The following is a 24,774-nucleotide window of genomic DNA, read 5'->3' on the forward strand; positions in this document are numbered from 1 at the left end:
GGCCGGTGCCTTCGGACACCGGCCCCTTGCGCGTGTGCGCGGTTCCGGCACGCGCGGTGTGGCGTGCGCGCGGTCAGGAACGCGTGTACGTGATCTCCGCCGACGGGAAGATCTCGGCGTGCAGGGGGTGCGGCGCAGTGGCCCCGGGCGTCCGGAAGGTCACGCGGCGCACGTTCGGCAGGCGGCGGGCCAGGTCACGGAGCAGAACCATGTTGTAGTGGAAGCTGACCTTCAGGTCGCGGACCCCGGGAAGGTCGGGCATCGCCTCGAAGGCGTACGTGTTCGACGGAGCGCGCAGGGTGAGGCTGGTCAGGGCCGGTAGCGCGGCCACCTCGCCCCAGTCGGCGGCGGTGAGATCGGCGGGCGTGCCGAGGCTGAGAGCCGTCAGCGTCGCCCAGCCGCTCAAGCCGTGCAGGGCGCGGCGGTGCCGCAGGGCGTGGGGGCCCAGAAAGAGGTACTCCAGTGCGGCGCCGGCCGGCAGGACGCGCGGGAGGCCGCCGTCGCGGGGCAGGCGCTGGTCCAGCGAGAGCCGTCGCAGGGAGTGCAGCGACGCCAGGCCGGTGAGATCCGCGATCCCCGCGAGAGCCAGGTCGGTGACGGGCAGCTCCGTGATCCGGTCCAGGCCGCGGGCGTGGTCGCAGCCCCTCAGCCACAGGCCGTCGAGCCCGGAGAACGGCAGCAGGGCGCCCAGGTCGTCGAGCAGCGGGTTGTCGCACAGGTCGAGGAGGCGGACGTCCTCGCGCCCGGGGACGGCCGCCGCCATCAGTCCGGCCGGGTGCGCGCCCCGGAAGGTCACCCGCTGCCAGGGCCGCATCCGGGCCAGCGCCGCCCGCTGCTCGTCCGATGCGCAGGTGATCAGGAGGCCGTCGCGGTCCAGGTGGTCCAGGACCTCCGCCGCGTACTCCTCGGTGGGGAAGCGGCCCCAGGTGCCCACGAGCTGCCGCCGCACGTCGAGGTCCGGGTGGGAGCGGTAGCGGCGCAGGACCCCCAGGGCGCCCGCGGGCTCGTCCGTCCCGAGCACCGACGCCGTGACGGTGACGCCCCGCGCCTCCGCGTCGGTCAGCCCCTCGGGCCCCGGCAGCAGCTCCAGCACCAGAGGCCCCGCCTTGGCCAGCTCCTTGGCGTCCTCGGGGGTGCGCGGCGGTATCAGCGCGGCGGCCCGCGCCTCCACCTCGGCGCGCACCGCCGGTTCCAGGGCCGCCGTGTGCTCCAGGCAGGCCAGCGCCAGCAGCGTCAGCCGCGCGGTGTCCCGGGCGAGGAGCTGCCGCAGCACCGAGGCCCGTTCGCGCGGGCGGGCGTGCGCCACCGCCATCCGCACCACGTCCTCCCACTGGGTGTCGTCGGCATGACGGGTGAGGACGTCGAGGTGGCCCTCCTCCACGGCGCAGCGCGCGCCCAGGTAGTCCTGGAAGGTGCGGTGCACGAAGTCCACGACGCCCTCGGCGGGCCGGCGCAGCAGGCCGCTGCGCAGCAGCAGGGTGCGCAGGACCGCGGCCGCGGTGCGGGGATCGGCGGGCAGGGCGATGGACGCCAGGCAGCGCTCCACGATGCCCTCGGCGGTCTCGGCGGCCATCTCCGTGCGGCCGCTGAGCACCAGGGCGTAGGCCAGGCGTTGCAGCAGCTCCAGCGAAGCCTCCTCGCCCAGTTCCACGCCGTCGGCGGTGTCCAGGCCGCGCTCGCGGTCCCGGCGGTTCAGCAGCATCGCGAGGGCGGCGTCGTACAGCTCCTTGCGGCCCGCGGGGAGGTAGCCGCGGCGCTCCCGGTGCAGTGCGCAGATCAGGCCGCACATCAGGGGGTTGGTGGCCAGTCGCGCCAGGTCGCGCTGGGTGCGCAGGGAGTCGAGGAGGGCCGCCTCGTACTCCGGTGCCCGGGCGGCCTCGTGCCAGCGGCGTACGAAGGTCATGACCTCGGGGGCGCGCATCGGGGCGAGCGCGAGTTCCCGGAAGTCCGCCTGGGCCAGCCAGTCGGGCCGTACGGCCGTGGGGCGGGAGGTCAGGAGCCACTGGTTGCCGGGATAGGCGGCGAGCAGGGCGCACAGCCAGTCGCGGGTGCGGTGGCGGTCGGCGGACGGGATCTCGTCCAGGCCGTCCACCAGGACCAGGCCGCGGCCCGCCGTCAGGACGCGCTCGGCCCAGCTGTCCGGCGGGGTGAGCGGGCAGCCGACCGCCGTGAGGAAGTCGGCGGGGGCGGGCAGCGGGCCGGTGCGGACCAGGGTGCGCAGGGGCAGGACGTAGGGGACGCGGTCGCCGTCCCGGGCGGCGGTGACCGCCAGCCACTGCACCAGCGTGGTCTTCCCGGATCCGGCGTCGCCGCGCAGCAGGACACGGGAGGCGGTGCGCAGCGCCTCCTCGGCGGGCAGCCGGCCGTCGTCCGCGGGTTCGTCGCCGTCGGGGGCCGGGCCGGGCGCGTCCTGCCGCGCGCCGGTCGCCTCCAGGCTGAGGTACGCCACTTCCAGGGGCCAGCGGTCGGGTGAGTCGCGCAGGTCGAGGCCGTAGATGGTGATGTGGTCGTGCCGCTGGGCGATGTGGGGCAGGTAGCGGCGTTCGAAGGCGGTGTCGCGGGCGTCGGGGCGGGGGACGCGGGTGATGAGTTCGTCGATCCTGGCGATCAGCTCGGACTGGGCCCGGGTCTGCTCCACCAGGGTGCGGGCCACGAAGGTGGAGCGGCGGGTGAAGAACTCCAGGATCTGCAGGCAGGCCCACTCCGTGGCGCTGTCCAGGAAGTACGCGGCGTCGTCGGACAGCCCGTGCGCGGCCGGGGCGTGCCGGACCAGCAGCCGGGCCAGCTCGCGGTGACCCAGCCGTACGGCCTGTACGTCGTCCATGTCCAGCTCGCCCAGGGCGAGCAGGCGGTCGGCGAGGGCGCCGGTGACGGCTTCCTGCTCGCCGGGCGGGAAGGGCGGCTCGCCCGGTGAGGTGCCCGCCTCCCGCACCAGCCGCCCGGCGAGCCTGCGCACCTCCTTCTCGCCCAGGGCGCGCTTCTCGCCGCGGAAGGACACGAGGTCCTTCATCCGCACCGGCCTGCCGACCAGTCCGGCGCCCGGACCGTCGGCCACGAACAGCTTTCTGACCAGCGGCGCCACCAGGCTGGAAGCCAGTTTGCCGCCGAGTACCGTCGGCTCCATCCACCGCACCCCCGCGTTGTCGCGAACGGCCGGAGCCTATGCCGTGACCGGCGGGTCAGGGCAACCGGCCGTCGCGGTCCGGGAGTTCGAAAGCCTTCTCGGCGTCGTCGCCGCAGAGGCCGCCGGCGCTGTCGCCGATCACTCGGCAGCAACTCCGCTGAGACGGGCGCCATATGAGCCCCGTCACAGGGAGGCGGGGGTCAGGGGGGTCCGTCGGTGACATGGGGCACAGGCGTTTCGTCCCGTACTAGGGCACTTAGTGGGGGACAGGAGTCAATAAAGCGGACATTTCGGTGACCTGGATGGGGTGAGGTGGGGGTTTTGCAGGGCTTTTGTCCCAGATGGGCGAGGTGTCAAGAGATCTGAGTCACTGCCCCCTGTTACTAGTTTGCGTCGTAGTGGGGGTGTTTGAGGGCTGGTGACCGGCGGGGTTACCAAGGTGTGGCCAGCCCGGCGAACCACCAGTCCGGGTGGTCCTCATGTCCCCCACCCCCAGAGGTTTCGATGTTCCAGCGCGCCACCGTCCGTTCTTCCCGTGCGACCAAGCTCCGTACCCGCGCCGCCGTCCTGGCCGCAGGCCTGGGAGTCACCGCCGCGCTGGGGGCGGGCGCCGCGTCGGCCGCCGAGATGGCGGCTCCGACCGCCACCGTCGCCAAGTCGGCGGCGGCCTGGGTCGACCCGGTGAAGAACTACACCCTCACCGCCACCTTCAACCAGGGCGGCAGCCACTGGATGCACAAGCACAGCGGCCAGGACTTCGCCGTGCCGATCGGCACCGACGTCGTCGCCGCGCACGGCGGTACGGTCGTCAAGGCCGGTCCCAACGGCGGCGGCGACGGCCCCGCCTACGGCAACGCCATCGTCATCAAGCACGCCAACGGGCTCTACTCCCAGTACGCCCACCTCTCGCGCATCGACGTGAAGGTCGGTCAGGTCCTCGCCACCGGGCAGCACATAGCCAAGTCCGGCAACACCGGCAACACCACCGGTCCGCACCTGCACTTCGAGATCCGCACGACCCCGAACTACGGCTCCGCCGTCAACCCGGTCGTCTTCCTGCGCGCCCACGGCGTGAAGGTCTGAGCCCACGCCGGAGCCGGGTCGCACCCCCGGTGAAGCCAGGCTGAACGATTCACCACCGTGCCGCCCCGCTGAGTCCGCAGCGGGGCGGCACGGTGCTGTGCGCTCGGCCCGGCGGCGTGCCGCGGTCTCGGGGGCGGCGCGGTGCCGCGTTCGCGGCGGGGCTGGGGGCAGTGCCCTCAGTCTCCGCGGGTGCCCCGGTGGGCCTGGGTCACCAGGTCGATGGAGACCTCCAGCACGGCCTTGCGCCGTTCCTCCGGATCGCCTTCGAGGTCCTGCATGACGAACATGCCGGCGTGCAGCGTGAACAGGGCGCTGATGCAGCGCACCTGTTCGGTCAGGCTCGCCTCCGGGTCGATGATGATGTCCCGCAGACCGCGCATCCGGTCCTTGAAGGTGTCGCCGATGCGCAGTTCCCTGACCGTCGCCTGGTTCTCCTGCATGAAGCGGAACAGCGGCGAGGCGCCGGCCAGCGCGTCGCTGTAGCGGCGGACGATCTCCTGCTTGGTCTCCAGCGTGTGCGGCTGTCCCCGGCCCCACTCGATCAGGTCCTGGATCGGCTGCGTCAGGTCCTCGAAGAGGCTGACGATGATCTCTTCCTTGGTTCTGAAGTGGTAGTAGAGCGCGGCCTTCGTGACGTCCAGGCGCTCGGCGATCTCGCGCAGGGATGTCTTCTCGTAGCCCTGCTCGGCGAAGAGTTCGAGGGCCACGTCCTGGATGCGCTGGCGGGTGTTGCCGCGGCGCTGCTGCTTGGTGCCGTCCATCGTGACGCCCATCCTCGTACTCCTTGCGCTGTCCGGGAAACTTGCCTGCCGACAGGCCAGTGGAAACTTACTTGACGACCGGCTAGTAAACCTCTACCTTCCCGAGTGTAATGACTTGCCGGGCGGCAAGTAAGTGGGACAGGCACACCTGGGGGAGCTGGGGAACGATGGCGGACACTGCGATAGCCGAGGCGGCGGCGGGGGCCGACGCCGGAAAACAGCCGAAGAGCGTGCGGGTCGTCCTGCTCGCCCTCATGATCGCCATGATGCTCGCGATGCTGGACAACATGATCGTGGGCACCGCGATGCCGACGATCGTCGGTGAACTGGGCGGCCTCCAGCACCTCTCCTGGGTGGTGACCGCGTATACGCTCGCCACCGCCGCGGCCACCCCGCTGTGGGGCAAGCTCGGCGACATGTACGGGCGCAAGGGCGCCTTCATGACGTCCATCGTGCTCTTCCTGGTCGGATCCGCGCTGAGCGGCATGGCCCAGGACATGGGACAGCTGATCGGCTTCCGCGCCCTGCAGGGCCTGGGCGCCGGTGGTCTGATGGTCGGCGTGATGGCCATCATCGGTGACCTGATCCCGCCCCGGGAGCGCGGCAAGTACCAGGGCATGATGGCCGGCGTCATGGCGCTGGCGATGATCGGCGGCCCGCTGGTCGGCGGCACCATCACCGACAACTGGGGATGGCGCTGGGCCTTCTACATCAACCTGCCGCTCGGCGCCGTGGCGCTCGTCGCGGTCAGCGCCGTGCTGCACCTGCCGAAGAAGCGCTCCCAGGCGCGCGTCGACTACCTGGGCGCCGCGCTGCTCACCCTCGGCATCAGCTCCATCGTGCTCGTCACCACCTGGGGCGGCTCGGAGTACGCCTGGACGTCCGCGCGGATCATGGAGCTGACCGCGATCGGCGTGGTCGCGCTCGTCGGGTTCGTGTTCTGGCAGACCAGGGCCGCGGAGCCGATCGTGCCGCTGCACATCTTCCGCAGCGGCAACTTCACCCTGATGTCGGTCATCGGCTTCATCACCGGCTTCGTGATGTTCGGCGCGGTGCTCTTCCTGCCGCTGTACCAGCAGTCGGTCCAGGGCGCCTCCGCGACCAACTCCGGTCTGCTGCTGCTGCCCATGCTCGGCGCGATGCTGGTCGTGTCGATGATCGCGGGCCGGGTCACCACCAGCAGCGGCCGGTACAAGGTGTTCCCGGTGGTCGGCAGCATCCTCATGGTCGTCGGCCTGTACCTGCTGTCCCTGATGGACACCGGGACCACCCGGCTCACCTCCGGGCTGTACATGGCCGTCCTCGGCGCGGGCATGGGCTGCCTGATGCAGATCACCATGCTGGTCGCGCAGAACAGCGTGGAGATGAAGGACATGGGTGTGGCCTCCTCGTCCACCACCCTCTTCCGTACGCTCGGCTCGTCCTTCGGTGTGGCGATCATGGGTGCGCTGTTCAACAACCGGGTCCAGGACGTCATGGCCGAGCGGGCCGGCGCGTCGGGCTCCAAGATGACCGAGAAGTCCGCGCAACTGGACGCCGCGAGCCTGGCCAAGCTCCCGGCCGCTGCCCGCGAGGCCTACCAGCACGCGGTGTCCGCCGGTACGCACTCGGCGTTCCTGCTCGGCGCGGTGGTGGGCATCGTCGCCCTGGTCGCCGCGGTGTTCGTCAAGGAGGTGCCCCTCAAGGGCGCCGGTCCGGCCGCGGCCAAGGGCGACGAAGCGGGCAGGGCGGGGGCCGAGGGCCTCGCGGAAGCGATCTGATCCCGCCGCCGCGGCGCACGCACCGTCCGCACGGCAGGCACGCGCGTACCGTCCGCACGGCACACACCCGTAGGCGCGGTACGCGCGACACGAAGGCCTCCGGCTGTCGCCGGGGGCCTTCCCCGTGGGGACACCCAGGTCGGCAGGGACGCTCAGGCCGGCGGTGACGCTCAGGCCGGCGGGGACGCCCGGGCCGGCAGAGTCGCTCAGGCCGGCAGGGTCGGGTAGCTGCCCGTGCTGGTCGGCGCGTGTTCCGGGAGCCACAGCACGGCGACCGCGCCCTCGGCCGGGACGTGCTCCGGGGCGCCCGCGGGACGGACGTTGCGGAAGGTCAGCCGGGCGCCCAGGACACGGGCCTGCCCGGCGGCGATGGTCAGGCCGAGCCCGTGACCGCGGCCCGCGCGGTCCGCGCTGCCGGTGCGGAAGCGGCTCGGCCCCTCGGCGAGCAGCGCCTCCGGGAAGCCGGGACCGTGGTCCCGTACCCGGATGACCCGGCCCTCCACGGTCACCTGGATCGGCGGCCTGCCGTGCCGGGCGGCGTTGGTGATCAGGTTGAACAGCACCCGCTCCAGGCGCCGCGGGTCGGTGGTGACCATCGACTCGTGCACCACCCGCACCTCCACGTCCGGGTCCTTGGCCGCCACCCGCCGGGCGACGAACTCGCCGAGCAGGATGTCCTGGAGTTCGGCCCGCTCGGAGGCGCCGTCGAGCCGGGCGACCTCCAGAACGTCCTCCACCAGGGTGCGCATCGCCTTCGCGCGGTCCTGGACCAGTTCCGTGGGGCGGCCCGGCGGCAGCAGCTCGGCCGCCGTCAGCAGCCCGGTGACCGGGGTGCGCAGCTCGTGCGCGATGTCGGCGGTGACCCGCCGCTCGGCCTCCAGCCGCTGCTGGAGCGTGTCCGCCATCGCGTCCACCGCGCGCGCGAGATCGTCGGTCTCGTCGCGCACGACACCGCCGATGGCGTCCCGGACCCGGACGTCCGGCTCACCGTTGGCGACCCGGTTCGCGGCGGCGGCGGCCTTGCGGAGCCGGCGCGAGAGCTGGCCGCCGATGAGCACGCCCAGCGCGCTGCCCCCGAGGACGACCGCGATGGAGCCGATGACCAGGGCCTGGTCGAGATCTCTGAGGATGTTCGCGCTGCGGTCGGTGAAGTGGGTGTGCACGGAGAGCACGTGACCGCCCTTGATCGGCATGGCCGCCCAGATGTCCGGCACCCCGCCCCGGTGGTCGGTGACGTACGTGGCCCGCCGGCCCTCCCGGATCTTCTGCTGCAGCGCGGCCGGCAGCAGCGGATCGTCGATCTTGATGATCGAGGAGGTCGGCCGGTGACCGGGCCGCTCGTACAGCGGCTGGGCGTACACGAGCCGCGAGTCGGCGAGGTCGCGCGCGTTGTCCAGCATCGACACCCGCGCGGCGTTGTGCACCACCAGGCTCAGCGCGACGGCGATCAGCGCACCCACCAGGGCGATGGCCGCGCTCAGCTTCCACCGCAGGCCCGTACGGATGTCCGCGTTCTCCAGGCGCCCGGGGAGCAGGCGCCGCGTGTTCCCCCGCATGCGTGCCCCGCTCAGGCCTTCAGCTTGTAACCGAAGCCGCGGACCGTCTCGATGCGGTCCTGGCCGATCTTGGCGCGCAGCCGCTGCACATGGACGTCGACGACCCGGGTGTCACCGCCCCAGCCGTAGTCCCACACGCGTTCCAGGAGCTTGTCGCGGGACAGCACCGTGCCCGGTGCCGAGGAGAACTCCAGCAGCAGCCGCATCTCGGTCGGGGTGAGGCCCACCGGCCGTCCGGCCCGGCGCACCTCCATGCCCTCGGTGTCGACCTCCAGCTCACCGAAGGTCAGCACCGCGCCGTCCGCCCCGGCGGGACCCGCCTCGGACCGGTCGCCGCCGGCGTGCCCGAAGCGGCGCAGCACCGCGCGGATCCGGGCGACGAGGACGGCGCCGTCGAACGGCTTGGTCACGTAGTCGTCGGCGCCCGCCTCCAGGCCGAGGACGACGTCGATGGAGTCCGCGCGCGCCGACAGCATGATCACCGGGACCGTCGACTCGTCGCGGATGCGGCGGCACAGGCTGACGCCGTCGAGGCCGGGGACCATGACGTCCAGCAGCGCGATGTCGGGCCGCCGTGCCCGGAACGCCTCCAGGCCGGACAGCCCGTCGGGCATCGCCGTGACCGCGAAGCCGTCCCGCTCCAGGGCGAGCTGGGTGGCCTCGCGGATGACGTCGTCGTCCTCGACGAACAGGACGTGGGTCTGGTCTGCCATCCCTGTGCTCTCAGTCCTCGTGTGCTCAGGTGGTGCGCCCCTCGGGGGACGCGCCTGACGGGTGGTGCGGGCCGCGTGCCGCGTTCCTCGGTGCGCCGGCCCGCCGTCGGCCACGGCGCGTCGGCCGGCGGCCTGCCGACCGGTGGTCCGCCGGTGGCGTGCCCGCCGGCGGGGTGGTGCGTCCGTCCGTCGCCTACCCGGTCGGTGCCGTGTACACCAGGGGTTCGGACCGGCGGGCCCGAACGGTTCACGCCGCCGGGAGGACCCGGCCGGTCAGTTGGCCGGTTCCGGTTCCGGCTCCGAGGGCGCCGCCGTTCCCCCGCCGACGGCCTTGCTGTACTCGTTGCGCGTGCTGAACGCCTTGGCGAACCGGCTGCCGGACCAGCGGTAGGTGATGACGTCCTCACCGGAGGGGTTCGAGACCGGATCACCCCTCTCGTACACCTGTTTGGTCACCACGAGGTCCCCGCGGTCGATCTCGGCGTACACCGGCGGCTCCTCGGCCGCGAACACGTTCTCGTACCGGTCGCCCCGCTCCCGGTACACGTACGCGCCGAGCCCCACCGCGTCTCCGCAGGTCAGCACGTTGATGACGATGTCGTCCGCGGAATTGCCGGTCAGCTTGCCGTACGACACGTCCACAGGGTACTCGTCGGCGACACACGGCTTGAGCCCGCGCTTGACCGTGGCCGAGACCTTCGGGTCGTCCTTGACCAGCCGGACGGCGTCCACCGGCCGGGGCGTGTCGCTGGGGCTGGGGCTGGGGGACGGTGCGGCCGTGGTGCCCGCCACCGAGCTGGCGTCGGCGGGCCCCTCGTCGCGGGCGCCGGTGCCGCCCGTGCCGCAGGCGGACACCAAAAGGGCGAGGGCGGCGAGCCCGGCCACCGCCGTACTCACCGCCTGGAAGGTCCCTCGGGCCCCGCTGGGCTCAGGGCCGTCACCAGCCCTGCCGGTCAGGCCGCGCAACGCTCCCGCTCCTCACGCTCCAGCGCGCGTGCGTCCAGATCGCGGGCCTCCAGCTCCTCGCGGAGCCGGGCGAGCGCCCGGTGCAGCGTGCTCTTGACCGTTCCCGCGGACATGCCGAGTGCCGCGGCGGTCTCTTCGGTGGACATCTGCTCCCAGTGTCGCAGCACCACGACGCTGCGCTGCTTCGGAGCCAGAACTTTCATGATGTCCATGAGCAGCGCGCGGTCGGCGTGCTGTTCGGTGGAGTCGTCGACGCAGGCGTCCGGGAGCTGCTCGGTCGGGACCTCCTCCAGCTTCCGGGCCCGCCACCACTCGGTACGCGTGTTGATCATGACCCGGCGCAGGTAGGCGTCCGCGAGCCGCTTGTCGGCGATACCGTCCCAGCGGCCGTACGTCCGAACCAGCGCGGTCTGGAGCAGGTCCTGGGCGTCGACCGGGTCCGGCACCAGCCGGCGTGCACTGCGCAGCAGCGCGTCCTGCCGGGTACGCACGTACTCCTCGAACTCGAGCACCTCACCCTGCGCCATGATCAACCGCCTCCGCTCCCCGTTTTCCGGCCTGTGTGCGCCGGACCCCGAGCCTGTGTGCGAGCGGACTGTGGTCGGCAGCCGCCCGGTGCCCGTCGGGCACGGAAATGAAGGTACGGACGGGTTGTCACGGCGCTGTCCGAAGCAGCCTGCGGCTAGCCCTCGGCTGTGCGTCGGTTGTGTAACGGACGGCGGAACGGGGTAAAGGGGTGCTCCGATTGGTCCGGATACAGGGGGATTTGCCCATCAGGAGGGCGCGCGGGTCTGTGACACAGAGGCCCGCGACGCCCCCTGGATCCGTGATCCGGCTGTGAAGTGACGGTGGGTCAGGTCAGCGGCAGCCGGTACAGACCGCCCGGCAGCGGCTCCACCAGACCGTCCGCGACGAGGCCGTCCAGGGCCCGCGCCCGCTGGACCGGCTCGTGCCACACCCGGTCGAGCACCGTCTGCGGCACCGGCGTGTGCGCCTCCCGCAGCACGGCGAGCAGCTTGCCCCGCACCTGGCGGTCCGTGCCGGCGTACGTCTGGCCGCGGCGCGGCGGGCCGTCGTGCTCCGGCTTGCCCGCCAGCCGCCACGCGCAGTGCGCGGCGATCGGGCAGCGGTGGCACGACTCGTTCTTCGCCGTGCACACCAGCGCGCCCAGCTCCATCGAGGCGGCGGCCCAGCGGGCGGCGGTCCGCTCGTCCTCGGGCAGCAGGGTGCGCGCCAGCCTGCGTTCGGCCGCGGTGGTCGCGTTCGGCGGGTACTGCACGCCGGTGACCGCACGGGCCAGGACCCGGCGGACGTTGGTGTCCAGCACGGCGTGCCGCTGCCCGTACGCGAACGACGCGACCGCCGCCGCCGTGTACTCCCCGATACCGGGCAGGGCCAGCAACTGCGCGTGCTCGGTGGGCACGTCGCCGCCGTGCCGTTCCGTTATGGCGACCGCGGCGCCGTGCAGCCGCAGCGCGCGGCGCGGGTAGCCGAGCCGGCCCCAGGCGCGCACCGCCTCGCCGGGCGCCTCCTTGGCGAGGTCGGCGGGGCGCGGCCAGCGCTCCAGCCACTGTTCGTAGACGGGGAGCACCCGGCTCACCGGCGTCTGCTGGAGCATGAACTCGCTGACCATCACGCCCCAGGCGCCGGCGTCGGCGCGCCGCCAGGGCAGGTCGCGGGCGTTGCCGTCGAACCAGCTGATGACCTGGGTGTGCAGGGTCTCGCCGAGCCGCGGGGCGGCGGGCGCCGCGGCGGACCCGGGGCCGGCGTCGGTGATCACCGGGGCGGTGGGGGCGTCGGCGGTCGTCGTGGTGGTGGCGGGTGCGGTGACCGTGGCGGTGGTGGTGGCGGAGGCGGCCGTGCCGGGGTGTGCGGTGGCGGGGGCCGCTTCCGCGGGTCCGGTGACGGTGGCCGTGCCGGTGGGTGCGCTGGTGGTCGGGGTGGGGGCGGCGGGGGCGGTGTCGGTCCCGGCCGCGGTCTCGGGTGGGGTTGCCGGGGCTGTGGGGCTGCTGTGTGGGGGCAGTGTGGGCGCAGTCATGACGTTTCCGATCCTGCCACGTGGCGGCGGACGGGCGTGTGACCCGGCGCGGGCCGTTTCGTCACCGACCGTCGCCGCGCCGTCACCGGCTCGGCAAGGCGGGCCGGTGACAAGGCGGTTGCCGGAATGATGATCCGGAAAAGTTGTGACCGGCGCGGCGGGTGGGACCGGGGACGGCCGCGATCTCTCGTACAGTTTGGGCGTGGGATCTCTGCGCAATCCGGTCGGGCCGCTTCCCTCCTCCATCTACTGGCGACGGAGGGTCGTACTGCTGTCCGTGGTCGCCCTGTTGGCCCTGCTGGGCCTCTGGATCGCCACCTCGGGCGGCGGCGGAGGGCACAAGGACACCGGTGGCGCGGCGGGCGGCAAGAACCCCACCCCCTCCACCATCGGACCCGGTCCCTCCGAGTCAGGTCCCGCGATCAGCCAACACCCCGGCGGGCGCGACGAGTCCAGCGGCGGATCCGGTGATCCCGGTTCCCCGGCGAGCGGCGGCGGCAGCGGGAGCACCGGCAGCGGCGGTCCCGGCACGGGAGGTGCCGGTGCGTCCTCCGGCGGGTCCGCCGGCGGTTCGGACGACGGCGCCAAGGGCGGCGGCGGCACGGGCGCGGTGCTGCCGGCCGGGAGCACGCTGCCCAACTGCACGTCCTCGGCGGTCAGGTTGAGCCTGCGCAGCGTGCGCAACACCTACGCTCCCACCGAGACGCCCACCTTCGAACTGATCGCGAAGAACTCCTCCGGCACCGACTGCAAGGTCGACCTCGGGCCGAAGACGGCGGTGGTGACGGTCACGCAGGCCGGCAGCAGCGACACCTACTGGTCGTCGGCCGACTGCCCGAAGACCGCGGGGAGCCTGCTGTACCGGGTGCCGGGTGGCAGCGGCATCACCTCCACCGTGCGCTGGGACCGCAGGCCCAGCGCCCCCCGGTGCGCGACCCCGCCCGCCGGTTCCGCCGCGGTGGGCAAGACGTACCTGGTGGAGGCGACGGTGCCGGGGTACGGGAAGCTGCAGACGTCGTTCGTGCTGTCGGCGGACTGAGCGAGCGCCGACCTTCTGGGAGGACGCCGTTCCCGCGGGAACGCCACTTCCGGGGCGCACCTCTCGCAGGGGGACCCTGTTTCTGGGGCTACCAGTTCCGGGGGCCGCGCTCCTGCTCCTCGGGACGCGCTGCTCCTCGGGACGCGCTGCTCCTCGGGACGCGCTGCTCCTCGGGAGGCGCTGCTCCTCGGAGGCGTCGCTCCCGGCGGACGTACCGCTCCTAGACGTACCGCTCCAGGATCGACGACTCCGCGAGCCGCGACAGGCCCTCGCGGACGCTGCGGGCGCGGGCCTCGCCCACGCCGTCCACCGTCTGGAGGTCGTCGACGCTGGCCGCGAGCAGCTTCTGCAGGCCGCCGAAGTGCTCGACCAGGCGGTCGATGATGGCGCCGGGCAGCCGCGGCACCTTGGCCAGCAGCCGGAAGCCGCGCGGGGAGACCGCGGAGTCGAGGGTCTCCGGCGAGCCGGTGTAACCGAGGGCGCGCGCGACGGTGGACATCTCCAGCAGCTCGGCGTGGGAGAGCTTGTCGAGTTCCACGAGGGCTTCATCGACCGTGCGGGACCGCTTGGCCGTGGGCTCGGGGACGTAGTCCCGCACGACCAGCTCGCGCTCGGGCTCCACGCCCGCGATCAGCTCGTCCAGCTGGAGTGCCAGCAGGCGCCCGTCGGTGCCCAGTTCCACCACGTACTCGGCGATCTCGGTGGCGATCCGGCGGACCATCTCCAGGCGCTGCGACACCGCCGAGACGTCCCGGACCGTGACCAGGTCCTCGATCTCCAGCGCGGACAGGGTGCCCGCCACCTCGTCCAGGCGGAGCTTGTAGCGCTCCAGCGTGGCCAGGGCCTGGTTGGCACGGGAGAGGATCGCCGCGGAGTCCTCCAGGACGCGGCGCTGACCGTCGACGTACAGGGCGATCAGGCGCATCGACTGGGAGACCGAGACCACCGGGAAGCCGACCTGCTTGCTGACCCGGTCCGCCGTGCGGTGCCGGGTGCCGGTCTCCTCGGTCGGGATCGTCGGGTCCGGGACCAGCTGCACGCCCGCCCGCAGGATCTTCGACAGGTCCGAGGAGAGCACGATGCCGCCGTCCAGCTTGCACAGCTCCCGCAGCCGCGTCGCCGTGAACTCGACGTCCAGGACGAAGCCGCCCGTGCACATCGTCTCCACGGTCTTGTCGGAGCCCAGCACGATCAGGCCGCCGGTGTTCCCGCGGAGCACCCGCTCCAGCCCGTCCCGCAGGGCCGTGCCGGGTGCCACGGCGCTCAGGGAGGCGCGCATCAGGCCATCGGCGCCGGAACTCCCACCGGACTTTCCGGGAGCTGCTGCCCGGTCGTTGGCTGCCACTGCACTCCTCCGGTCGCAGGTTCTTCTGGCGCTCCCGTTTCGCACACTCGGTTCGTACGGACGGGCGGGACCAGCGCAAAGTCTACCGGCGGTCCTCCTGCTCCCGTGGGGCCTCCCGGCGACGGGAGCGCGGCAGGACCCGCAGCGCGTCCCCCATGTCGGCCACTTCCAGGACCTTCATCCCGGGCGGCACCTTGCCCGGGTCGCCCGGCACCAGGGCGTGTGTGAAGCCCAGGCGGTGCGCCTCCGAGAGCCGGCGCTGCACGCCCGTGACCCGTCTGACCTCACCGGCCAGGCCCACCTCGCCGATCGCGACGAGGTTCTTCGGCAAGGGGGTGTCGCTCGCCGCCGAGGCCAGCGCGAGCGCGATGGCGAGATCGGCGGCGGGCTCGGACAGCTTCACCCCGCCGACCGTCGCCGAGTAGATGTCCCGCTTGCCCAGCGCGCTGATCCGGCCGCGCTGCTCCAGCACGGCCAGCATCATCGACACCCGGGAGGTCTCCAGGCCCGACGTCGTCCGCCGCGGGGAGGGGATCTGGGAGTCCACGGTCAGCGCCTGGACCTCGGCGACCAGCGGGCGGCGGCCCTCCAGGGTCACGGTCAGGCAGGTGCCGGGCACCGGCTCGGCGCGGCGGGTCAGGAACAGGCCGCTGGGGTCGGCCAGGCCCGTGATCCCCTCGTCGTGCAGCTCGAAGCAGCCGACCTCGTCGGTGGCGCCGTAGCGGTTCTTGACGCCGCGGACCAGGCGCAGGCGCGCGTGCCGGTCGCCCTCGAAGTGCAGCACCACGTCCACCAGGTGCTCCAGCAGGCGCGGGCCCGCGATGGCGCCGTCCTTGGTGACATGGCCCACCAGCAGGGTGGACATGCCGCGCTCCTTGGAGGCGCGGATCAGCGCGCCGGCCACCTCCCGGACCTGCGCCATGCCGCCGGGCGCGCCGTCGATCTCGGGGGAGGCCACCGTCTGCACCGAGTCGAGGATCAGCAGGGAGGGCTTGACCGCGTCCAGGTGGCCGAGCACGGCGGCCAGATCGGTCTCGGCGGCGAGATAGAGGTGGTCGTCGAGGGCGCCGATGCGGTCGGCGCGCAGCCGGACCTGGCTCGCGGACTCCTCGCCCGTCACGTACAGCGTGCGGTGCTCGTCGCTCGCGGCCTTGGCCGCCACGTCCAGCAGCAGCGTGGACTTGCCGACGCCGGGCTCACCGGCGAGCAGCACGACGGCACCGGGGACCAGTCCGCCGCCCAGTACCCGGTCCAGCTCGGGCACCCCGGTGGAGCGGGCGGTGGCCTGGCGCCCGTCGACCTGGCCGATGGGCAGGGCCGAGTTGGTGACCCGGCCCGGTGCCGTGGTGCGGACCGCGGGCGCGCCGTACTCCTCGACCGTGCCCCAGGCCTGGCACTCGGGGCAGCGGCCGAGCCACTTCGCCGTCTGCCAGCCGCATTCGGTGCAGCGGTAGGACGGGCGGTCCTTGGTGGTCTTCGTACGGGCAGCCATGACGAAACCGTAACCGCCACCACTGACATCGCCGCCCGCACGGCCCGGTCACCGCGGGAGCGGACGCCGGCCCGGGGCCGCTCAGGGTTCGAACGGGGTCGAACGAACCCGCTCGAAGGAGGGAACGGGCCGCCCCCGTCCCCGTATGAGGGATCGTTTCACCCGTACGGATTAAAAGTGCGCAACAGGGAAGAACGGACGAACCTCCGCCGCCTACGGTCGCACAGGTGATGAGCACCAGTCCGCAGACCTCGACCCGTACGGACCGTACGACGCGTACGACCGGTGAGCACCGGCCGCACCACGAGGCGCGCGACCGCGCTGCCGCGCGCACCCTGGCGCAGCATCCGCCCGCCGCCTACGAGCCCCACCTCGACGGCCTGTTCACCTACTGCCTGTCCGTGCTGTGCGACCACGACGCGGCGACCACCGCCCTCGGTGACGCGCTCGCGTTCGCCGAGCGGCGTGCGCCGCGCGTGCCGCAGAACGCGGGGGAGCACAGGGCCTGGCTGTACGCGCTGGCCCGCTGGGCCTGTCTGCGCGCGCTGGCCGAGGCCAAGCAGAAACGTCAGGCCACGCACGCGGCCGGACGTCACGGAGGACCCCGGCGGAGCGCGGAGCGGGCCGCCGCCCCGCCCGTGCCCGAGGACGTCCAGGAGCGGCGGCGCCGCGAACTCGCCCTGCTGGCCTGGCCGGAGGCCGCCGGCACCACCCCGGAGCAGCGCGAGGCGCTCGAACTCGCCGTCCGCCATCACCTCACCGCCCACGAGGTCGCCGCCGTGCTCGGCATGAACCCCACGACCGCCCGGGAACTGCTCGCCGCGGCCGCCTGCGAGGTGGAGCGCACCCGCGCGGCGCTCGCCGTCGCCGAGGCGGGCGGCTGCCCGGGCGTGGCCGTCCTCACCGGTGACAGCCGGTTCGTGCTCGGCTCGGCGCTGCGCCGCGAACTGGTCCGGCACGTCGACGACTGCCCGCGCTGCCGCCGCACCGCCGAGCGCGCGCATCCCGCCCGCTGGCCCGGCGCCTGCGTCACCCCCGCGGAACTGCCCGTCCTGCCGGCCCCCCGCACGGCACTGGGCCTGGCCATGGCCCACCACTCGCGCGCGCGGGGCACCGTTCCGCGCCTGGACCGGCGGGGATTCCCGATGGACCCCAAGGACCGCGCCGCCCGCAGGGACCGGCTGCGCGCGCGTGCCGTCACGACGACGGTCGTCGCCACCGTGGTCGCCGCTCCGGTGCTCGCCCTGTGGGCCGCCTACCGCGGCACCCCGACCGGCGAGGGCGGGGGCGGCCCCTCCGCCACCGCGCGCGAGGACCACGACTCCGGCGCCCTCGTCGGCGAGGACACCGGCGGCTACCCCGGCACCGGCGCCGGTACGGGCCGGGGGCCCGGTGGCCGTACCGGCGAGGGCGCGCGGCCGGACGTCTCGGTGGCGGTCGTCGGCGTCGCGGGGGCCGGGCGCCAGGACGCCCGGCTGACCGTGACCGCCACGGGCACCGGCGACACCACTCTCGTGACCCTCACCGCGTCCGGCTCCGCACCCGTGCGCTGGTCCGCGTCCACCCCGGCGTCCTGGCTCTACTTCAGCCGCTCCGCGGGAACCCTGGAGCCCGGCGAGTCGGTGACGGTCAGGGTGTACGTCGACCATCTGCACGAGCCGTCCGGACCCTGGAGCGCGCGCGTGGCGATCGCACCGGCCGGAGCGGTGGTCTCCATCGACGGCCTCGGCCGCGCGTCCAGCCCGTCCGTGCCCCGTCCTCCGCGTCCCGCGGATCCGACACCGACCGACGATCCGCGCGGCCCCACCCCGACTCCCACCGGCGGCCCCACGGATCCCTCCGGGCCGCCGACCGGCCCGCCGCCGTCCACCGACCCGGCCCCGACGCCCACCGGCACGCCGCCCCCGTCCGGCTCGGACGGCTCGCCCCCGCCCGCGGACGGCAGCGGCACACCGAGCCCGGCGGGAAGCTAGGTGTGTTGTTCGGATCATGCCGCGTTCGCGGCGTTTCTGGCCCGGTCCCGACGAAAGACCCTGGGTCGCTCCCCGGGGCCGAAAGCCCGGCGGGGCGGCGCTGCCGCCTCCCGGAGGGCCGGGTCGGGGCCGGGTCGGCCGGATCCGCCTGCCCCGGCGCGCAGGACCGGTTCGACTCGGGTGCCGGATCCGTCAGCCGCGACGCGTAGGACCGGCCGGGCTCAGGTGCCGGATCCGTCGGCCCAGGTCCACCGGAACCTCCGGTCCCGCCGGATCCGTCAGCCCCGCTTCACCGGACCCGCCGGATCGGCAGGGTGCGCGGCGAGCAGCGGCAGTCCCGAGGCGAGGCGTTCCTCGCACAGCTCGACCAGCCGGTCGTAGCCCGCCTTGCCCATCAGTTCGGTCAGCTCGGCCCGGTAGGAGACGTACACCGGCTCGCCCGCGCCGTGCGCCGACGTGGCCGACGTGCACCACCAGTGCAGGTCGTGGCCGCCCGGGCCCCAGCCCCGGCGGTCGTACTCGCCGATCGAGACCTGGAGCACCCGGGTGTCGTCGGGGCGGTCGATCCACTCGAAGGTCCGCCGGATCGGCAGCTGCCAGCACACGTCCGGCTTGGTCTCCAGCGGCTCGCGGCCCTCCCTGAGCGCCAGGATGTGCAGCGAGCAGCCCATGCCACCGGCGAACCCGGGACGGTTCTGGAAGATGCAGGAGCCCTGGAAGGGGCGGGTCTGCCGCGACCCCTCCTCGTCCTCGGACACCCAGCCGTTCTCCGTGCCCTCGGCGTGGTTCTGCCAGATGTCAGGAGTGAGCCTGGCCACGTGCCCGGCCACCCGCTGCTCGTCGTCCTCGTCGGAGAAGTGCGCGCCCAGCGTGCAGCAGCCGTCGTCCGCGCGGCCCGCCTGGATGCCCTGGCAGCCGCTGCCGAAGACGCAGCTCCAGCGGGAGGTCAGCCAGGTCAGATCGCAGCGGAAGACCTGCTCGTCGTCCGCCGGGTCCGGGAACTCCACCCACGCGCGCGGGAAGTCGAGTCCCTTCTCGTCCGGCTCGGGCACGGGGCCCGCCGACTTACCGGTCTTCGCCTTCTTCGTCTTTGGCACGCGTCCAGGGTAAGTCGCCGGGAGCGGCGCCGAGCGGCCGCCGGGCCCGTGCCGGTCCCGCCCGGGTGGCAGTAGCGTTCCGTACATGAGACTCGGTGTCCTCGACGTGGGTTCGAACACGGTGCATCTGCTGGTGGTCGACGCGCACCCCGGTGCCCGCCCGCTGCCCGCCCACTCGCACAAGGTGGAACTGCGGCTCGCCCAACTCCTCGACGAGGACGGAGCGATCGGTTCCGAGGGGGTCGAGCGGCTGATCGCCGTGGTCCGGGACGCGATCCAGGCCGCCGAGGACAAGGGCGTCGAGGACCTGCTCCCGTTCGCGACCTCCGCCGTGCGCGAGGCCGGCAACGCCGACGACGTCCTCGCGCGCGTGCAGGCCGGGACGGGCGTCCGGCTCCAGGTGCTCAGCGGGGCGGAGGAGGCCCGTCTCACCTTCCTCGCCGCCCGCCGCTGGTTCGGCTGGTCCGCCGGGAAACTGCTCGTCCTGGACATCGGCGGCGGCTCGCTGGAGATCGCCTACGGCATCGACGAGGAGCCCGACGCCGCCGTGTCGCTGCCGCTCGGCGCCGGCCGGCTCACCGCGGCCTGGCTGCCGGGCGATCCGCCCGACCCGCAGGACGTCAGGGCCCTGCGCCGCCACGTCCGGGCGGAGATCGCACGGACCGTGGGCGAGTTCAGCCGCTTCGGGGCCCCCGATCACGTGGTCGCCACCTCCAAGACGTTCCGGCAGCTCGCCCGCATCGCCGGGGCCGCGCGCTCCGCCGAGGGCCTGTACGTGCAGCGCGAGCTGAAACGCGAGTCCCTGGAGGCGTGGGTGCCGCGTCTCGCCGCGATGACCGCCGGGGAGCGCGCCGAGCTGCCGGGCGTCTCCGACGGCCGCGCGGGCCAGCTGCTGGCCGGTGCGCTGGTCGCCGAGGGCGCGATGGACCTCTTCGGCGTGGAGCGCCTGGAGATCTGCCCCTGGGCCCTGCGCGAGGGCGTGATCCTGCGGCGCCTGGACCACATGGGCTCGGCATAGGGCCAAGGCCCTGTCGTCGAATCCGTGCCTGCCCCGCGGCGCCTGGCACGCCCTCTCGCCGCACCGGCCGAAAGCCCGAGTACGCCCCAGTACGAGGACTTCCGCCCGGCACGCCGGGAGCACGCACCGGGCGCCGCAGGGCCGGGCCGCCCTCCGGGCGACGACGGGAACGTGACGACAGGACCTGGCGTCCGGACGCGTAGCAGGGCGCGGGCACGGCCGGGAACCGGCCACCGTGAGCGGGCTCACGCCGTGAGCGCCTGAGCACCCCGTAACCTGTCACTCGTGGTGGAACCCGTCGTGCGCATCCCGGATGCGAAGGTCGCCCTGTCGACGGCCTCCGTGTATCCGGAGTCGACGGCGACGGCCTTCGAGATCGCCGCGCGCCTCGGTTACGACGGCGTCGAGGTCATGGTCTGGACCGACCCCGTCAGCCAGGACATCGACGCCCTGCGCAGGCTCAGCGACTACCACGGCATACCGATCCTCGCCGTGCACGCCCCCTGCCTGCTGATCACCCAGCGGGTGTGGTCCACCGATCCCTGGGCCAAGCTCCAGCGCGCCCGTGCGGCGGCGGAGCGGCTCGGCGCGAGCACGGTCGTCGTGCACCCGCCGTTCCGCTGGCAGCGCCAGTACGCCCGTGACTTCGTCAGCGGAATCTGGCGGATGGCGGACGAGACGGATGTGCGGTTCGCCGTGGAGAACATGTACCCCTGGCGCTACCGCGACCGCGAGATGCTCGCCTACGCCCCCGACTGGGACGTCACCCGGGACGACTACCGGCACTTCACGATCGATCTCAGCCACGCGGCGACGGCCCGTACCGACGCGCTCCAGATGGTCGACCGCATGGGCGACCGCCTCGGTCACGTCCACCTCGCCGACGGCAAGGGCTCGGCGAAGGACGAGCACCTGGTGCCCGGCCGCGGCGGACAGCCCTGCGCCGAGCTGCTGGAACGACTGGCCGGCTCCGGTTTCGACGGCCATGTCGTCATCGAGGTCAACACCCGCCGTGCCATGTCCGGCGCCGAGCGGGAGGCCGACCTCGCCGAGGCCCTGGCCTTCACCCGGCTCCACCTGGCGTCGACGGCGGGCCTGCCCCGCCGCTGACGCCCCGCGCCCCCGGCGCCCCTCGCCGGCGCCCCCGCCCGGGCGCACCGGCCCGCCCCCCGTTATGTTTTCTGCGGTCCTGCAAGAGGGCCGCTGGCCTCCGGGCCCGGCATGGCTGGTCCCCCCTGTCGAAGGGATGACCTGGGGGGTGGTGTCACCGGGCCTGGGAGGCGCCGTTGGAGACGCTGATGAGAGGTCCGACTACCGCCTGGCCTGGCGCAATGCCTGGCCGCTTGCGGGCGGCAGGTCTGCATAACGTGGATGCGCGCACACGACGCCAACGCCCTGGCCAGCACCACGCGAACCCGTTTCGGGAGGATGGGTTGGACGACAACAACGTGGGCATCTTCCTCGGCCTGGACGTCGGCAAGAGCGCCCATCACGGGCACGGGCTGACCCCGGCGGGCAAGAAAGTCTTCGACAAGCAGCTACCCAACAGCGAGCCGAAGCTGCGGGCCGTCTTCGACAAGCTGGCCGCGAAGTTCGGCACCGTACTGGTGATCGTGGACCAGCCCGCCTCGATCGGAGCCCTGCCCCTGACGGTCGCCCTGGATGCCGGCTGCAAGGTCGCCTACCTGCCCGGCCTGTCCATGCGGCGGATCGCCGATCTCTACCCCGGCGAGGCGAAGACCGACGCGAAGGACGCCGCGGTGATCGCGGACGCCGCACGGACCATGCCGCACACCCTGCGCTCGCTTCAGCTGACCGACGAGATCACCGCCGAGCTGACCGTGCTGGTGGGCTTCGACCAGGACCTCGCCGCCGAGGCGACCCGCACCGCGAACCGGATACGCGGCCTGCTCACCCAGTTCCACCCCAGCCTGGAACGCGTGCTGGGTCCGCGCCTGGACCACCCCGCCGTGACCTGGCTGCTGGAACGCTACGGGTCCCCAGCCGCCCTGCGCAGAGCCGGACGCCGCAAACTGGTCGAGCTGATCCGGCCCAAGGCTCCGCGCATGGCCCAGCGGCTGATCGACGAGGTCTTCGATGCGCTCGACGAGCAGACCGTCGTGGTCCCGGGCACCGGCACCCTCGACCTCGTGGTCCCGTCCCTGGCTCATTCGCTCGCGGCCGTCCACGAACAGCGACGAGCACTGGAAGCGCAGATCGGACAGCTGCTGGAGGCTCACCCTCTTTCCGCGGTCCTGACCTCGATCCCGGGAGTCGCGGTCAGGACCGCCGCCACCTTGCTGGTCACCGTCGGCGACGGCACCAGCTTCCCCACCGCCGCCCACCTGGCCTCCTACGCCGGCCTTGCCCCGACGACCAAGTCGTCGGGGACCTCGATCCACGGCGAACACGCACCTCGCGGCGGCAATCGGCAGCTGAAACGCGCGATGTTCCTGTCGGCGTTCGCTGCCCTGCATGATCCCGCCTCCCGCACCTACTACGACAAATGCCGGGCCCGCGGGAAGACCCACACCCAGGCGCTTCTCCGACTGGCCCGCCAGCGGATCAACGTGCTGTTCGCGATGCTCCGCGACGGCACCTTCTACGAACCCCGAACCCCACGCGTCGCTTGACGAAAGACATAGAGGCACCCCCCGGGCACCACCCGCGTGCCGCCGCCGCCCCGAGACGCCCGTCCCGTATGACGGACACCGCGTCCCGCCCCCTGGATGACCGGCGTACGCTCGACACAGTCAGAACTCTCCGAAGGAGCGAGCGACGATGCCCGAGCTGAGGTCCCGCACAGTCACCCACGGCCGCAACATGGCGGGCGCCCGCGCCCTTATGCGCGCCTCCGGTGTACCCGGCGCGGACATCGGCCGGAAGCCGATCATCGCGATCGCCAACAGCTTCACCGAGTTCGTGCCCGGCCACACGCACCTCGCGCCGGTCGGCCGGATCGTCAGCGAGGCGGTCCGCGAGGCGGGCGGCATCCCGCGCGAGTTCAACACCATCGCGGTCGACGACGGCATCGCGATGGGCCACGGCGGCATGCTGTACTCGCTGCCCTCGCGCGACCTGATCGCCGACAGCGTGGAGTACATGGCCGAGGCGCACTGCGCGGACGCCCTGGTCTGCATCTCCAACTGCGACAAGATCACCCCGGGCATGCTGATGGCGGCCCTGCGGCTGAACATCCCGACGGTCTTCGTCTCCGGCGGCCCCATGGAGGCCGGCCGCGCCACCCTGGTCGACGGCACCGTGCGCACGCTCGACCTGGTCGACGCGATGTCCGAGGCCGTCAACGAGAAGATCTCCGACGAGGACATCCTCCGCATCGAGGAGAACGCCTGCCCCACCTGCGGCAGCTGTTCCGGCATGTTCACCGCCAACTCGATGAACTGCCTGACCGAGGCCATCGGCCTCTCCCTGCCCGGCAACGGCTCGGTCCTCGCCACCCACACCGCCCGCCGCGCCCTGTACGAGAACGCGGCCCGCACGGTGATGGACATCACCCGCCGCTACTACGAGCAGGACGACGACACGGTCCTGCCGCGCAACGTCGCCACCTTCGCGGCCTTCGAGAACGCCATGGCCCTGGACATCGCCATGGGCGGCTCGACCAACACGATCCTGCACCTGCTGGCCGCCGCCCAGGAGGCCGGCGTGCCCTTCGGCCTGGAGGAGATCGACGCGGTCTCCCGCCGCGTCCCCTGCCTGGCCAAGGTCGCCCCGAACGTCGCCAAGGACCGCACGTACTACATGGAGGACGTGCACCGCGCCGGCGGCATCCCCGCCCTGCTCGGCGAACTGCACCGGGCCGGCCTGCTCAACGAGGACGTGCACGCCGTGCACAGCCCCTCCCTGGCGGACTGGCTCAAGACCTGGGACGTGCGCGGCGGCTCCCCGTCCCCCGAGGCCGTAGAGCTGTGGCACGCGGCCCCCGGCTGCGTCCGCTCCGCCGAGGCCTTCTCCCAGTCCGAGCGCTGGGAGGCCCTGGACACCGACGCCGAGGGCGGCTGCATCCGCTCCCTCGAGCACGCCTACTCCAAGGACGGCGGCCTCGCCGTCCTCAAGGGCAACCTCGCCGTGGACGGCTGCGTGGTGAAGACCGCCGGCGTCGACGAGTCCATCTGGACCTTCGAGGGCCCGGCCGTCGTCTGCGAGTCGCAGGAGGAGGCCGTCCAGAAGATCCTCACCCAGCAGGTCAAGGAGGGCGACGTCGTCGTCATCCGCTACGAGGGTCCCAAGGGCGGCCCCGGCATGCAGGAGATGCTCTACCCGACCTCGTACCTGAAGGGCCGTGGCCTCGGCAAGAGCTGCGCGCTGATCACCGACGGCCGCTTCTCCGGCGGCACCTCGGGCCTGTCGATCGGACACGCGTCGCCCGAGGCGGCCTCCGGCGGCACCATCGCCCTCGTCGAGGACGGCGACCGCATCCGCATCGACATCCCCGCCCGCACCATCGAACTCCTGGTGGACGAGGCCGAGCTGTCCCGCCGCGAGCAGGCCCTGAACGGCGTGTACGCCCCCAAGGGCCGCGACCGCAAGGTCTCGGTGGCCCTGCGCGCCTACGCCGCGATGGCCACCAGCGCCGACAAGGGCGCCGTCCGCGACGTCTCGAAGCTGGGCTGACCCACGGGCCCGCCGGTCCACGGGCCCACCCCCCGGCCGGTTCGCCGGCCGGCCGACGCCTGAAAGGGGCCGCTCCCACCCTTGGGTTCTAGGAGTCGTTGCAACACCCCAGTTCAAGGGGTGCGATGGACTTCGAGATCCGAGCGGACCGGATTCCGCAGGGGCGTAAGAAGC

General features: G+C 73.0%; 18 protein-coding genes. 8 read left to right on the plus strand and 10 right to left on the minus strand.

The features are described from left to right. Window positions 1-73: 73 nt before the first annotated feature. The gene (locus ABZ719_RS13635) at window positions 74-3,124 is read right to left on the minus strand and encodes an NACHT domain-containing protein (protein WP_366725359.1); all 3,051 of its coding nucleotides are present in this window, start codon (window positions 3,122-3,124) and stop codon (window positions 74-76) included. A 504-nt stretch (window positions 3,125-3,628) separates the two neighbouring features. On the opposite strand from ABZ719_RS13635, the gene ABZ719_RS13640 reads away from it, so the two are divergent. Beyond that, a complete protein-coding gene (locus ABZ719_RS13640; protein ID WP_366725360.1) occupies window positions 3,629-4,207 on the plus strand; it encodes a M23 family metallopeptidase in 579 nt (192 codons plus the stop codon). 176 nt (window positions 4,208-4,383) lie between these two features. Here ABZ719_RS13640 and ABZ719_RS13645 read toward each other — a convergent pair whose 3' ends face one another. Further along, window positions 4,384-4,980 carry a TetR/AcrR family transcriptional regulator gene (locus ABZ719_RS13645; RefSeq protein WP_366725361.1) on the minus strand — a complete coding sequence of 199 codons (597 nt, stop codon included), beginning with the start codon at window positions 4,978-4,980 and terminating at the stop codon, window positions 4,384-4,386. 155 nt (window positions 4,981-5,135) lie between these two features. Between ABZ719_RS13645 and ABZ719_RS13650 the strand changes: the two genes are divergently transcribed. Then, the gene (locus ABZ719_RS13650; RefSeq protein WP_366725362.1) at window positions 5,136-6,728 is read left to right on the plus strand and encodes an MDR family MFS transporter; all 1,593 of its coding nucleotides are present in this window, start codon (window positions 5,136-5,138) and stop codon (window positions 6,726-6,728) included. A 206-nt stretch (window positions 6,729-6,934) separates the two neighbouring features. On the opposite strand, the gene cseC is transcribed toward ABZ719_RS13650, so the two are convergent. The 5 genes from cseC to ABZ719_RS13675 all read right to left on the minus strand — a co-directional run bounded on the left by cseC (window position 6,935) and on the right by ABZ719_RS13675 (window position 11,740). Next, complete coding sequence (gene cseC / locus ABZ719_RS13655; protein WP_366725363.1) at window positions 6,935-8,284, minus strand: two-component system sensor histidine kinase CseC; 1,350 nt, start codon at window positions 8,282-8,284, stop codon at window positions 6,935-6,937. 11 nt (window positions 8,285-8,295) lie between these two features. Beyond that, the gene (gene cseB / locus ABZ719_RS13660) at window positions 8,296-8,997 is read right to left on the minus strand and encodes a two-component system response regulator CseB (protein WP_037850421.1); all 702 of its coding nucleotides are present in this window, start codon (window positions 8,995-8,997) and stop codon (window positions 8,296-8,298) included. A 273-nt stretch (window positions 8,998-9,270) separates the two neighbouring features. Continuing rightward, on the minus strand, window positions 9,271-9,963 hold the full coding sequence (locus ABZ719_RS13665) for a hypothetical protein (protein ID WP_366725364.1): 693 nt from the start codon (window positions 9,961-9,963) through the stop codon (window positions 9,271-9,273). Beyond that, complete coding sequence (locus ABZ719_RS13670; protein ID WP_037850418.1) at window positions 9,951-10,490, minus strand: SigE family RNA polymerase sigma factor; 540 nt, start codon at window positions 10,488-10,490, stop codon at window positions 9,951-9,953. Before ABZ719_RS13670 ends, ABZ719_RS13665 begins: the two co-directional genes overlap by 13 nt. A gap of 326 nt (window positions 10,491-10,816) precedes the next feature. Next, complete coding sequence (locus tag ABZ719_RS13675; protein ID WP_366725380.1) at window positions 10,817-11,740, minus strand: A/G-specific adenine glycosylase; 924 nt, start codon at window positions 11,738-11,740, stop codon at window positions 10,817-10,819. A gap of 463 nt (window positions 11,741-12,203) precedes the next feature. On the opposite strand from ABZ719_RS13675, the gene ABZ719_RS13680 reads away from it, so the two are divergent. Continuing rightward, window positions 12,204-13,040 carry a hypothetical protein gene (locus ABZ719_RS13680; protein ID WP_366725365.1) on the plus strand — a complete coding sequence of 279 codons (837 nt, stop codon included), beginning with the start codon at window positions 12,204-12,206 and terminating at the stop codon, window positions 13,038-13,040. A 220-nt stretch (window positions 13,041-13,260) separates the two neighbouring features. Here the strand turns inward: ABZ719_RS13680 and disA are convergent, their stop codons facing one another. Beyond that, a complete protein-coding gene (gene disA, locus ABZ719_RS13685) occupies window positions 13,261-14,385 on the minus strand; it encodes a DNA integrity scanning diadenylate cyclase DisA (RefSeq protein WP_037850414.1) in 1,125 nt (374 codons plus the stop codon). A gap of 82 nt (window positions 14,386-14,467) precedes the next feature. Then, window positions 14,468-15,877, minus strand: a complete 1,410-nt coding sequence (radA, locus tag ABZ719_RS13690) for a DNA repair protein RadA (RefSeq protein ID WP_366725366.1) — start codon at window positions 15,875-15,877, stop codon at window positions 14,468-14,470. Between the two features lie 230 nt (window positions 15,878-16,107). Here radA and ABZ719_RS13695 point away from each other — a divergent pair, with 230 nt between their 5' ends. Continuing rightward, window positions 16,108-17,850: a hypothetical protein gene (locus tag ABZ719_RS13695; RefSeq protein ID WP_366725367.1), complete on the plus strand. Its 1,743-nt coding sequence runs from the start codon at window positions 16,108-16,110 to the stop codon at window positions 17,848-17,850. Between the two features lie 278 nt (window positions 17,851-18,128). Here ABZ719_RS13695 and ABZ719_RS13700 read toward each other — a convergent pair whose 3' ends face one another. Further along, window positions 18,129-18,947 (minus strand): hypothetical protein, encoded by an 819-nt coding sequence (locus tag ABZ719_RS13700; protein ID WP_366725368.1) that lies wholly within the window; start codon window positions 18,945-18,947, stop codon window positions 18,129-18,131. A gap of 85 nt (window positions 18,948-19,032) precedes the next feature. Here ABZ719_RS13700 and ABZ719_RS13705 point away from each other — a divergent pair, with 85 nt between their 5' ends. The 4 genes from ABZ719_RS13705 to ilvD all read left to right on the plus strand — a co-directional run bounded on the left by ABZ719_RS13705 (window position 19,033) and on the right by ilvD (window position 24,600). Further along, window positions 19,033-19,965: a Ppx/GppA phosphatase family protein gene (locus ABZ719_RS13705; RefSeq protein ID WP_366725369.1), complete on the plus strand. Its 933-nt coding sequence runs from the start codon at window positions 19,033-19,035 to the stop codon at window positions 19,963-19,965. Window positions 19,966-20,250: 285 nt separating this feature from the next. Further along, complete coding sequence (locus ABZ719_RS13710; RefSeq protein ID WP_366725370.1) at window positions 20,251-21,075, plus strand: sugar phosphate isomerase/epimerase; 825 nt, start codon at window positions 20,251-20,253, stop codon at window positions 21,073-21,075. A gap of 323 nt (window positions 21,076-21,398) precedes the next feature. Continuing rightward, entirely contained in the window at window positions 21,399-22,598 is a 1,200-nt protein-coding gene (locus ABZ719_RS13715) for an IS110 family transposase (protein WP_366725371.1), read from the plus strand. Window positions 22,599-22,746: 148 nt separating this feature from the next. Beyond that, the gene (gene ilvD, locus ABZ719_RS13720; protein ID WP_037850405.1) at window positions 22,747-24,600 is read left to right on the plus strand and encodes a dihydroxy-acid dehydratase; all 1,854 of its coding nucleotides are present in this window, start codon (window positions 22,747-22,749) and stop codon (window positions 24,598-24,600) included. Window positions 24,601-24,774 lie beyond the last annotated feature (174 nt).

The sequence above is a fragment of the Streptomyces sp. NPDC006743 genome, assembly GCF_040703815.1.
Classification (GTDB): Bacteria; Actinomycetota; Actinomycetes; order Streptomycetales; family Streptomycetaceae; genus Streptomyces.

Coding starts and splice junctions, on each gene's coding strand:
- radA (WP_366725366.1), bottom strand. CDS start 15,877: ATGGCTGCCCGTACGAAGACCACCAAGGACCGCCCGTCCTACCGCTGC.
- ABZ719_RS13695 (WP_366725367.1), top strand. CDS start 16,108: ATGAGCACCAGTCCGCAGACCTCGACCCGTACGGACCGTACGACGCGT.
- cseB (WP_037850421.1), bottom strand. CDS start 8,997: ATGGCAGACCAGACCCACGTCCTGTTCGTCGAGGACGACGACGTCATC.
- ABZ719_RS13640 (WP_366725360.1), top strand. CDS start 3,629: ATGTTCCAGCGCGCCACCGTCCGTTCTTCCCGTGCGACCAAGCTCCGT.
- ABZ719_RS13650 (WP_366725362.1), top strand. CDS start 5,136: ATGGCGGACACTGCGATAGCCGAGGCGGCGGCGGGGGCCGACGCCGGA.
- ABZ719_RS13670 (WP_037850418.1), bottom strand. CDS start 10,490: ATGGCGCAGGGTGAGGTGCTCGAGTTCGAGGAGTACGTGCGTACCCGG.
- ABZ719_RS13635 (WP_366725359.1), bottom strand. CDS start 3,124: ATGGAGCCGACGGTACTCGGCGGCAAACTGGCTTCCAGCCTGGTGGCG.
- ilvD (WP_037850405.1), top strand. CDS start 22,747: ATGCCCGAGCTGAGGTCCCGCACAGTCACCCACGGCCGCAACATGGCG.
- cseC (WP_366725363.1), bottom strand. CDS start 8,284: ATGCGGGGGAACACGCGGCGCCTGCTCCCCGGGCGCCTGGAGAACGCG.
- ABZ719_RS13645 (WP_366725361.1), bottom strand. CDS start 4,980: ATGGGCGTCACGATGGACGGCACCAAGCAGCAGCGCCGCGGCAACACC.
- ABZ719_RS13705 (WP_366725369.1), top strand. CDS start 19,033: ATGAGACTCGGTGTCCTCGACGTGGGTTCGAACACGGTGCATCTGCTG.